Raw genomic sequence first — 10,407 nt, 5'->3', positions numbered from 1 at the left:
CGCGCACCCAGCGCTCGTTGAGCCCGGTTGTGCGCGCCAACTCCTCACTGGTCACGGTCCCGGCAGCACGCAACGCCCCGTACAGTCCGAGCCGGTCGCTCAACGATCTCGACGCCGAGATGCACGGCTACGCCCATTACCGTTACCACTACCCGGGCCGGTACGGGCGCCCGGAGTCGAGCCCGGACGACGGAGGCCGAGAGGAGCGCACCGGCGGGTCCCGGGGCGCCTGAGCGGGATCTCCCATGAGGGAGGAATCCGGATCCTCGGGCGCCGCTCGGTCGGACCTGCTCGCCCGGCTCCTCGAGATCGGCCTCGCCGCGCTGATCGTCCTCTCGCCCCTGCCGCGGGGATCGGTGAGGGAGCCGGCCCTGTCGGCGCTCGAGATCGGCGCCTTCGCCCTCGGGCTCCTGTGGCTCGCCCGCGCCTCGGTCCGACCGACGAGCCTCCCACCGCGGCCGGCTCGAGCCGGGATCGCGGGCCTCCTCTTGCTCGGAACGATCCAGGTGCTTCCGCTCGGGGCCGGGATCGTGGGAGCGATCTCGCCGCGCGCCGCGGCGATCCGCCTTGACTCGCTCCCTCCCGCGGACGCGCTGCGCGGCGAGCGAGCGCTCCTCGGCGGCGATCCCGCGCGGCTCGACCGCCCGACCGCGCTGTCCGTGGACCCGCCGGCGACCGCGTCCGCGCTCAAGACCGGGGCCGCGCTCGCGATCCTCCTCCTCGTGGCGGCGACGGTGGCGGCGGAGCGCGGAGCCTCGGGCATCGCTTTCGCGCTCCTGATCTCCGCCGCGCTCCAGGGGCTCATCGGGACCCTCGTGGTCGCGGAAGGGTCGGCGGCCCGGCCGGGAGCGGGCGCCTGGCTCGCCTCGGGCACCTTCGTCAACAAGAACCACTACGCGGGGCTCCTGGCCGCGGCGCTCCCCGGCGGGCTCGCGCTCGTCCTCGCGCGCTTCAGGCGCCTCGGAGCGAGGGACCGCGGGGTCGCGCGGATCCTGGGCGGCGAGGGGAGCCGCGTGCTCCTCCTCGGCCTCCTCGCGGTCGTGGGTCTCGCAGGACTCCTGCTCTCGTTCTCACGGGCCGGGATCGCCCTCGGCGCGCTGGCGGTCGTGGTGACGTTCGCAGCGACCGGCCGCCGCGGCCTCAAGACGCGGCTCGCCGCCGCCCTGGTGGTCCTGGTGCTGGCGGCGGTGCCGCTCCTCGAGATCGGCGCGGAGCGCCTGGCGGCGAGCTACGGACGGGTCCCCCTGGAGTTCACCGGCGCGGGGAGCCGTGGGAGGGTCTGGCTCGACACCGTGGCCCTCTCGGCGGCGTTTCCGGCGGCCGGCACGGGATTCGGCGCCTTCGCCGCGGCGTATCCGCTCCACAGGTCCCCCGACGTCCGGTTGCTCTTCACCCACGCGCACAACGACCCGCTGGAGTTCCTCTCCGAGGGCGGATTGCCCGGGATCTTGCTTCTCGGCCTGCTGCTCGCTCCGATACTGGCGCTCGTCGGGAGGGGGCTCCTCGGCCGATCCGGGCCGCTCGCGGCCGGGCTCGCGGCGGGCCTCCTGGCGTTCCTTCTCCACTCCCTCGTGGATTTCAACTTCCACGTCCCCTCCAACGCGGCGACCGCCGCGATCCTGGCCGGCGCGCTGATGGGCTGCGCTGGGTCCGCAGCCGATCCGCGCTCCCGGAACGAGGGAAAGGCGATCCCCCCGGATGGGACGCCGCGCCTGACCTTGGTCGCGCCGCCCTCCTCGGCCGGCGCCGCGGCGGCGCGCGCCGGCCGCTCGCGGGCGATCTTCCTGGGTTCGCTCGCGCTCCTCGCGGCGATCGCGGCGACCGCGCTCTCCGACCGCGCAGCGCGGGTGCCGCTCGACGCGGCGGGAATCGCCCGCGAGGCGGTGACTGCCGCGATCGACTCGGGCCCCGCGGCGCCGGCGGTCCGCGCGGCGCTGACGACCCTCAGGGAAGAGATCGGCCGGCGGCCCCTCGACGCTGCCGCGCGGGGAGCTTACGCCGGCCTGCTCCTGGAGCTGGCCGCCTCGCCCGAGGAGCGCCGGGCCGCCGCGTTCCACGCCGCCAGGGCCGCCGAGATCTCGAAGGTGTCGGTCCCCGTGGTCGAGACCGCCGTACGGGTGCTCGCGCGTTGCGGCGAGGCCGGTCGGGCCGTGGAGCTCCTGCGGTCGATGTTCGGCTACGACCCCCGATCCGCGGCCGCGCTCCAGGCGGACCTCGAGCCGTTCGTGAGTCCCTCGGTGCTGGTGAAGGCCTTGCCCGACGATCCGGACGCGTGGGCCGCTTGGATCGAGCGCTTGCGGGCCCTGGGCCGGGCCCCGGAGGCCGATGCCAGGCTCGATCGCGCGATCGTGCTCTGGCCGCGCCACGTCCCCCTCAGGACGTCCGCGGCGCTCCGCGCCCTCGCCGGCCAGCGCTGGGAGGAGATGCGGCGGCTCCTGCCTTCCTCGGCCGATCTCCCCCGCGAAGCGGCGGGGGCGGCGCTCTTCGCGTGCCGCAGCCGGCTTCGCGCAGCGGAAGGCGATCTCGCCGGCGCCGTCGGCGACGCGAGCGAGGCCTCGCGCCTCGCTCCGGACGACCCTTGGATAAGGCTCCAGGCGGGAATCTCGCTCGAGACGGCGGGCGATGCCGAGAGAGCGCGCGCGCAGTGGGAGCGAGGGCTCTACGGGATCGTCCCGTCGGACGGGAATCGCTGGATTCGGAGCGAGATCTTGACCCGCCTCGCCCGGCTGGAGGACCGGGTCGGGCGGCCGGCGGACGCCCTGCGCGCGTGGCGCTCCGTCCTCGACCTCGACCCCGCTCACGCGGAGGCCCGGCGGCGCGCGGAAGAGCTGGCGGGGCCGTAGGTCGTTCGCGAAGCCGGGCTGCGGGAGCGCGTCCCATCCGCCCTATAATGCGCGCCGGGGGACATCGTGCCGCTTCTGTCCATCGTGATCCCTGTCTACAACGAAGAGAGCACGATCGCGACGATCCTCGACGCGGTGCTCGCCGCGCCGCTGCCCGCCGGCGTCGAGCGGGAAGTGATCGTGGTGGACGACGCGAGCACCGACGCGACGGCGGCCCGTTTGGCCGACTTCCGGGCCGAGCCCCGCGTCCGCGCATTCCGGCAGGAGGCGAATCGCGGCAAGGGGGCCGCGCTCCGGCGCGGGTTCGAGGAGTCCCTCGGCGACCTCGTCGTCGTCCAGGACGCGGATCTCGAGTACGACCCGTGCGAGTACCCGAAGCTGCTGGCCCCGATCCTCGAGGGCAAGGCCGACGTCGTGTACGGCTCGAGGTTCATGGGGGGCGACGCGCATCGCGTGCTGTTCTTCTGGCACTCCGTCGGGAATCGCGCGCTCACGCTCTTCTCGAACGCGCTCACCAACCTGAACCTGACCGACATGGAGACCTGCTACAAGCTGTTCCGCGCGGACGTCCTGCGCCGGATCCGCCTGGAGGAGGACCGGTTCGGATTCGAGCCCGAGGTGACCGCGAAGGTCGCGCGGCTCGACGCCCGGATCTACGAGGTCGGGATCTCGTACGCCGGCCGGACGTACAAGGAAGGGAAGAAGATCAGCTGGAAGGACGGATTCCGCGCCCTCTGGTGCATTCTCAAGTACGGCCTGATGCGGCCGTGAGAAGGTCCCTCCCTACCCGACGCGGCGTCGGGCGGCGCGATAGGCCGCGGCGATGACCACCCCACCGGCCACCGCCAGCGCGATCGCGGGAAGAAGCGCCAGGAGCACGAGGGGATCCTCGATCCCGACCGGCCGTCCCCGGACGGCGAGAGCCGCGCCGACGCCCACGGCACCGCTCAGGAATCCCCAGATGGCAGCTATGGCGAAATACAACCGTCTCAATCGCCGGTGCGACGGCGCCACCCTTCGGTGGCTCTCCCGGGATCGCCGTCGAGGTTCGGGCGCGCTATACTCCGCGGTCTGCGGGATCGAGTCTTCCTCGGGCTCGGTCTCCATGGAAAGCACTTGGCACCTGTACGCGCCTCATCGGGGCCGCCCACCGGCTCCTTTCGGTGCGTGAGTGTTTAATACGGACCGGGGGAGGTCACGTCAAGTGGTTCCGCTCTCGACTCGATGGGGAAATGCGATCGTCGCCGCGCTCGTTGCCGTGCTGGCCGCGCCGGCTCCCGCCGTGGCCGCGGAGGGCGCCTCCGCGCCGGCGGCCCAATCGCCGGTCGGAAGCGGGCGGCTCAAGGCCAAGGTGCTCGGGAGCGACGGGAAGACCCCGATCGCCGGAGCGATCGTCCGCGGGTACCATCTCGACGGCGGAAAGGTCTACTCGTCCCTCCCCACAGGGGCGAAGGGCGAGTGCGAGCTCGCGGGCATCCCGTTCGGCTACGTGGATATCTACATCGAGACGAAGGACGGCACGTTCGTAGGCAACCAGGTCGTGAACGTGCCGCCCGGCGGAACCGTGGCCCTGTCGTACACCCTGACGAGGTACGCGGAGCGCGACCTCGCCTGGTGGAACGGCAAGAACCCCAGGGAGATCCCCGGCACCCACACCGCGTCCCAGGGCATCGCGGAGGTGCGGCTGAAGGCGGCCGGCCAGGAGTTCTGGAAGGGCCCCAAGGGGATCGCGGTGATCGCGGGCGCGTCCGCCGCCCTCCTCTTCGCCGTTTCGGGCGGCGGAACCAGCGCGACCGCGAGCCCCTCGACGCCCTAGCACCGGGAACCCTGGCGCCCCTTGACGCGCCGCGTTGCGCATCGGAAAATGCTCTTTCGTCCACGACCCGCTGCGGGGATCGTGCAGCGGGAAGGCCGCTCCAAAGCCCACGAGGGCTCGACGTGCGACGGGGCTCGGGGTAAAGGTACGGGGTTCGGGACGAGGTCGGCGGTTCAGCCACCACGCCCGGGAGTCCGATCGGCGAGGGAGGATCTGTGATGTCACCCAGCTTGTTCCGGCGTGCGATGTCGAGCGTTCTCGTCGTGGCCATCGCGCTACTGGTCGCGGACCTTCCGGCCCTGGCCGGCTCGAACGCCGTGTTTCGCGGGCGAGTCCTGGACGCCGACGGGGTGAGCCCCCGCCCCGGTGTCGTGGTGACCCTCGTGGACGAGAGCGGCCGGAAGACCTTCGACTCCGCTCCCGCGGACGCCCGCGGCTACTTCCGGATCGACGCCGCCCCCGCCGGGACGTACGCCGTGGTCGCGCGCGCGTCCGAGGGGGCGTTCCTGGCGGCCAGCTCCCTGACCCTCGACTCCGGGTCGAACAAGCCTCTCGCTCTCGCGCTCAAGGCCGGGGCCGGCGGGGGCGGCGAGGCTCCGCGTCGCGACAAGATCTCCGGCTGGCTCAAGTGGGCGATCGTGGGCGGGATCGCCGTCGGGGCCCTCATCGTGGCCGACGCGATCACCAAAGAGGAAACCCCCGCGAGCCCGCTGTAGTCGCGCGGCCGCGGGCACGTCAGACCGGCTTCCCCAGCGCGCCGGGCCAGAGCCGCGGGATGCGGCGCCCACGATTCGCGGGACGGTTGCGGTCGGGCTTCCAGGCGAGGTCCCACTCCGCCACCTTTCGCTCGAGACAGCGCGGGCAGGCGAGGAACATCTGCCCCTCCCGCATGTCGCAGGTCGAGGTCTCCCCTCGCAGCGAGCAGACGTAGCAGTAGAAGATCCCGGCCTCCGACGCCTTCTCGCCGGGCTTGAGCATCGCGTTCATCCTCGCCATGGAGCCCTCCCGGACCTTCGCGAGCTGGGCCGGAGAATATACCGCATCGTGGTTCCCGATTCCCGTTCCCGGTAGAATGCGGGGGTGGGGCTTTTCGAGCAAGGCGACGAGCCGCGCGAAGGGGTGGCGCCGCTCGCGGACCGCATGCGGCCGCGGGATTTCGACGAGCTGGTCGGCCAGGACCGGGTCGTCGGACCGGGAACGGCGCTCCGCGCGGCCATCGAGCGCGACGACCTGAGGTCGATCATCCTCTGGGGACCTCCCGGATCCGGCAAGACCACCCTGGCCCGGATCATCGCCCGGCGGACCCGCGCGGCCTTCGCGCCGTTTTCCGCGGTCCTCGCCGGGATCAAGGAAGTCCGGGACGTGATGGAGAAGGCCGCCGCGCTGCGCCGGGCCACCGGGCGCCGGACGATCCTCTTCATCGACGAGATCCACCGGTTCAACAAGTCGCAGCAGGACGCGTTCCTGCCGTACGTCGAGGAGGGAACGATCGTCCTCATCGGGGCGACGACGGAGAATCCCTCGTTCGAGGTGAACGCAGCGCTCCTCTCCCGGTCGCGGGTCTACCGCCTCGAGCGCCTCGAGCGGGATCACCTGGCGGCGGTGATCCGGCGGGCGCTCGCCGACCGGGAGCGCGGGTTGGGCTCGCTCCGCGCGGACCTCCCGGAGGAGCTGATCGTCGCGCTCGCGGCGGAGAGCCAGGGGGACGCCCGAGCCGCGCTCAACGTGCTCGACCTCGCGGTCGCCTCGGCGCCCGAGGGGGCCGACGGCACGCGGAGCGTGGACGCGGTTCTCCTCCGCGACGCGCTGCAGAAGAGCGCCCTCTACTACGACCGCGCGGGCGAGGAGCACTTCAATCAGATCAGCGCGCTCCACAAGTCGATTCGCAACTCGGACCCCGACGCCTCGCTCTACTGGCTCGCCCGGATGCTGGAGTCGGGCGAGGACCCGTTGTACGTCGCGCGCCGAATCGTGCGGTTCGCCAGCGAGGACGTGGGACTCGCCGACCCGCGGGCCCTCACCCTCGCGCTGGCCGCCAAGGACGCGGTCCATTTCGTCGGCCGCCCCGAGGCCGACCTCGCCCTGGCGCAGGCCGCGGTGTACTGCGCGATGGCGCCGAAGTCGAACGCGCTCTACGCGGCATGGGGAGAGGTCCTCGAGTCGATTCGCGGGGGGGCCACGGATCCGGTTCCGCTCCACCTCAGGAACGCTCCCACGCGGCTCATGAAGGCCGAGGGATACGGCCGCGGCTACCTCTACGCCCACGACGCCGAGGACGGGGTGACCGGAATGGAGTGCCTGCCCGACAGCCTCGCCGGGCGCCGGTTCTACCGGCCGACCGGGAGGGGTCTCGAGCAGACCCTCGTCGAGCGGCTTGAAGCTTGGCGGAAAGCACGGGCCGCGAAGGCGGCGGCCGGCGACACGAAGGAGCCTCCCCCGCGACGCTAGGTCCGCCGCGCGTGCGTCGACCTCGAGGCCCGGCGGGCTATCCGACCGTCTCGGCCGGTGGAGCCTCGGGGGCGGGCGTTTCCACCGCGGGAGCGGCCGGCTCGGCGTGGGCTGCCGGGGCCTGCTTCGCGGCCGCGGACTTCTTGGCGGGCGGCTTGGCGACGGCCGCTCTTGCCGCGGACCGGGCCGCCTTGGCCTTCGCCGCCGCCACGGTCTTCGCCCGGACCTTGTGTGCCTCTTTGCGCCGCTTGCGCTTCCTCTTCAGCTCCTTGACGCGCTGGGTCGACATCGATCCTCCGTCCTGATGCTCGGGCTTGAAACGCGGATTATACACGGAGGCGGGGAAAGTGCTTCGAGGGCGGGTCCGTCGCGAATTCCCTGCATTCCGATGGTGATGGTCGAGCGCCGGATCCCTTACATTCCGATGGGTCATGTTATGGGGGCTTCGAACGACCACGTGGTCGAGTTCAAACTCGGCGGTGGTCGCACCTCAGTGCGAACTGTTCACCCCGAGGTCGCGGCGGAGTCCTCTAACGAACCCATCGGAATGTAAGGGATCCGGCGGGACCGGGATCTCGACCCAGCGGAATGCGAGGGAACCTCCGGCCCCCCCTTACTCCCTCAGCTTCCCCAGAAGCGCCTCGGCTTCCGGTCCCGCCGCCTCGCGCCAGAGGCCGAGCTTGCGCTTCCGCTCGATCGCCTCGCGCGTGTATCTCACGCTCGAAACCAGCCGGCCGTCCGTGGTGAAGAAATGGGTGCGGCCGCGTTCGCCGGGAACGACCAGCGTGCCGTTGCGCTCGTCGACCAGGATCGCCTCGGCGCGCACGTCCCGGATGTCGTCCAGCGCCTTCCTCGTCGGTCGCTCGCCCGAGACGTGGCGTTCCTCGGCGTGATGGGTGCGGCGCGCCCGGCCACGCTGGTCGTGTTCCAGGCGACGCGCGAGGCCGCGAAGGACGCCGTCGACGCGGCGCTCCAGGTCCGGGGCGGCGAGGCTGCCGTTTCCCGCGCGTGGCGCCCGGCGAACCATCGTGGCCAGCGCGCCCTGCGCCCATCGGGCCGCCCGCGTCCAGGGGACGCTCTCCTGCCGGTCCCACAGCAGCTCGAGCGGCTCGCCGCCGGAGGTGCGCCCGAGGATGTTGAGCCCGAAGCGCAGACGGGCGGCCCCCGGCCTCGATACCGCCGCCTGGAAGGTCACCGCGAGGACGCCGCGCCCTTCCCCTTCCCGCGCCCGCACCTGGAAGAAGCCGGCGACGACCTGGCCGAGGAGGTCGTAGGCCGGGGCCTGGAAGGCATCGAGGAGGTTCCCCCGCAGCGTGGCGGCATCGTGAACCAGGGTGAGAAACGCCGGAGGGTCCTCGTACAGGCGGTCCACCTCGGGGTGGTGGAGCTCGAGGCAGACCTGCGCGAAATCCTCCCACCGGGGCATTCCCGTGGGCGCGTACCCCACGAACACGTGACGCCCCGACGGCGGAAAGGAGTGCTCGCACGCCGCGCTCACGCACCGGTGGCAGAACGCGTGACCCGGACGGAAGACGGCCGCCCGCTGGATCTCGTCGTCGAGGACCCGGTCGATCCGCTCGGCGAGGCGCGCCGAGAACGTGGCGGGGTCCGCCTCCGGGCCTTTCAAGGCCAGGGGCAGGTCGAGGCCGATCTCGGACAGTCCGGCCTCCACGAGGTGCCCGCCCGGCTTTCGCCTCAGCTGCTCGCGCACCATGCGCTGGAGCACGTCCCAGGCAATCTCGCCGAGCGCCGTGACCCTGTCTTCCATGAGCTCGACCGTCGGGCAGCCGGAGCGCGCCCGCTACTCGCGCTCGAGCCTGAGCACGACCTCGCTCTCCCGGCCCGCGACCAGCGTGACGGAGATCCCCTTGGCGTCTTTGTAGCCTTTCGCGCTCGCCGTCGGAATCACGTCCCCCGGCGGAAGCTTGGCGATGCGGACGCCAGCGCGCTTCGCCGGGAACGGTCCCTTGCTCTCACCGGAAGCGAAGGCGAGCCGGACCTCGGAGCTGGGAACCGGGCTCCCCGTCGCAGCATCGACGACCCGGACCAGGATCGAGGCCGCCCGCTCGAGCACGATCGGCGACTCTTGATTCACTTCGGCCACTCTCGAGGGGAGGAACCCGTCCGCGACGATCCGGACCGTGCCCGATCCGGCCGAAGGAAGCCGATAGTAGCCGTGCTCGTCGGTACCGATGCACAGGCCTTCGACCCTGCCCTCGACACCCAGCATCAGGCAGGCTCTCGCGCCGACGACGGGCTTGCCGTCCGGATCGACCACGTGTCCGCTGCTCTCGGCGGCCGCCGGCGCCGCGACGAGCCCCGCCGCCGCCATCCAGGTCGCGGCGAGGCGGATCCGGATTGTCCTCACGATCGTCCTCCTCATTCCGCGGTTCGCGACATCATTATGCCTCATGGAGACCGCGGACCGCCGGGAACGCCGCTGACCCCCGGAGAAGATCGACACTTTCATCCGGGCTCGCCGGTGTGCTAGACTCCCGCTACGAAGGGAGGGGAGGGCCTTTTTTCACCGCTATTTGTGGCCTTCACTTTTTTTTGGGAAGTAGTAGTATGAGCGTCGGCCTGGATGGAGCGAGAACCTCCGTCACGGTGGCCGACGGGTTAACCGCCCTTCAGCGTGAAGGGTGCGCGTAAAGGAGAATGAAACGTATGCGCAAGATGATGGTGGTTCTGCCTCTCGTGCTCGTGCTCGTGATGCTGGTCGGCTGCCAGAAACCGCCGCAGCAGGACATCGATGCTGCGAAGGCGTCGATGGACGCCGCGCGTGCCGCCGAGGCGACCGACTACGCCCCGGATTCCCTGAAGGCCGCGGAGGATTCCCAGGCCCAACTCGACGCCGAGCTCAAGGCCCAGGAGCAGAAGTTCGCCCTGTTCCGCTCCTACAAGAAGGCCACCGAGCTGGCACAGTCCACCAAGGCCGCGGGTGAGAAGGCCTCCGCCGACGCGAAGGCGAAGAAGGAGCAGGTGAAGGGCGAGGCGCAGACCTTGATCACCGAGGCGAAGGCCGCCCTGGACGAGGCGAAGGCTCTCCTCGACAAGGCACCGAAGGGGAAGGGCACGCAGGCCGATCTCGAGGCCATGAAGGCCGATCTCACGGGCGTCGAGTCCTCCATCAACGAAGCCCAGAATTCGTTCAACGCCGAGAAGTTCCTGGACGCGAAGTCGAAGGCCGAGGCCGCGAAGACCCAGGCCGGAAACGTCAAGAACTCCATCACGCAGGCGATGGAGGCCAAGAAGGCCGCGAAGGCCCCGAAGGGCGGCAAGAAGGGCAAGAAGTAGGGA

Annotated in this window: 12 protein-coding genes; 7 read left to right on the top strand and 5 right to left on the bottom strand. The window is 71.4% G+C overall.

The genetic code is table 11. The features are described from left to right. The 3 genes from LAO51_11690 to LAO51_11680 form a co-directional block, all read left to right on the top strand. The coding region (locus tag LAO51_11690; protein ID MBZ5639399.1) for a hypothetical protein at nt 1–233 on the top strand (233 nt) is incomplete at its 5' end. Between the two features lie 12 nt (nt 234–245). Continuing rightward, on the top strand, nt 246–2,843 hold the full coding sequence (locus LAO51_11685) for an O-antigen ligase family protein (GenBank protein MBZ5639398.1): 2,598 nt from the start codon (nt 246–248) through the stop codon (nt 2,841–2,843). 66 nt (nt 2,844–2,909) lie between these two features. Continuing rightward, nucleotides 2,910–3,614: a glycosyltransferase family 2 protein gene (locus LAO51_11680; protein MBZ5639397.1), complete on the top strand. Its 705-nt coding sequence runs from the start codon at nt 2,910–2,912 to the stop codon at nt 3,612–3,614. A gap of 12 nt (nt 3,615–3,626) precedes the next feature. Here the strand turns inward: LAO51_11680 and LAO51_11675 are convergent, their stop codons facing one another. Beyond that, nucleotides 3,627–3,857, bottom strand: a complete 231-nt coding sequence (locus LAO51_11675; GenBank protein ID MBZ5639396.1) for a hypothetical protein — start codon at nt 3,855–3,857, stop codon at nt 3,627–3,629. Between the two features lie 190 nt (nt 3,858–4,047). Between LAO51_11675 and LAO51_11670 the strand changes: the two genes are divergently transcribed. Together LAO51_11670 and LAO51_11665 are read left to right on the top strand one after the other, a co-directional pair. After that, nucleotides 4,048–4,659, top strand: coding sequence for a hypothetical protein (locus tag LAO51_11670; protein MBZ5639395.1), 612 nt, complete (start codon nt 4,048–4,050; stop codon nt 4,657–4,659). A 218-nt stretch (nt 4,660–4,877) separates the two neighbouring features. After that, nucleotides 4,878–5,375, top strand: coding sequence for a carboxypeptidase-like regulatory domain-containing protein (locus LAO51_11665; protein MBZ5639394.1), 498 nt, complete (start codon nt 4,878–4,880; stop codon nt 5,373–5,375). A gap of 19 nt (nt 5,376–5,394) precedes the next feature. On the opposite strand, the gene LAO51_11660 is transcribed toward LAO51_11665, so the two are convergent. Beyond that, nucleotides 5,395–5,655 carry a hypothetical protein gene (locus LAO51_11660; protein ID MBZ5639393.1) on the bottom strand — a complete coding sequence of 87 codons (261 nt, stop codon included), beginning with the start codon at nt 5,653–5,655 and terminating at the stop codon, nt 5,395–5,397. 144 nt (nt 5,656–5,799) lie between these two features. On the opposite strand from LAO51_11660, the gene LAO51_11655 reads away from it, so the two are divergent. Next, the gene (locus LAO51_11655) at nt 5,800–7,107 is read left to right on the top strand and encodes a replication-associated recombination protein A (GenBank protein ID MBZ5639392.1); all 1,308 of its coding nucleotides are present in this window, start codon (nt 5,800–5,802) and stop codon (nt 7,105–7,107) included. Between the two features lie 37 nt (nt 7,108–7,144). On the opposite strand, the gene LAO51_11650 is transcribed toward LAO51_11655, so the two are convergent. From LAO51_11650 to LAO51_11640, 3 genes are all read right to left on the bottom strand, one after another. Further along, nucleotides 7,145–7,396, bottom strand: coding sequence for a hypothetical protein (locus LAO51_11650; GenBank protein MBZ5639391.1), 252 nt, complete (start codon nt 7,394–7,396; stop codon nt 7,145–7,147). A 324-nt stretch (nt 7,397–7,720) separates the two neighbouring features. After that, nucleotides 7,721–8,875, bottom strand: a complete 1,155-nt coding sequence (locus LAO51_11645; GenBank protein MBZ5639390.1) for a hypothetical protein — start codon at nt 8,873–8,875, stop codon at nt 7,721–7,723. 33 nt (nt 8,876–8,908) lie between these two features. Beyond that, nucleotides 8,909–9,475, bottom strand: coding sequence for a carboxypeptidase-like regulatory domain-containing protein (locus LAO51_11640; GenBank protein ID MBZ5639389.1), 567 nt, complete (start codon nt 9,473–9,475; stop codon nt 8,909–8,911). A 299-nt stretch (nt 9,476–9,774) separates the two neighbouring features. On the opposite strand from LAO51_11640, the gene LAO51_11635 reads away from it, so the two are divergent. Beyond that, entirely contained in the window at nt 9,775–10,404 is a 630-nt protein-coding gene (locus tag LAO51_11635) for a hypothetical protein (protein MBZ5639388.1), read from the top strand. Nucleotides 10,405–10,407 lie beyond the last annotated feature (3 nt).

Source organism: Terriglobia bacterium (genome assembly GCA_020073205.1).
In the GTDB taxonomy this organism is placed as follows: domain Bacteria; phylum Acidobacteriota; class Polarisedimenticolia; order Polarisedimenticolales; family JAIQFR01; genus JAIQFR01.
The sequence above is the reverse complement of the archived record's forward strand: the minus strand, read 5'-3'. Positions and strand labels throughout refer to the sequence as shown.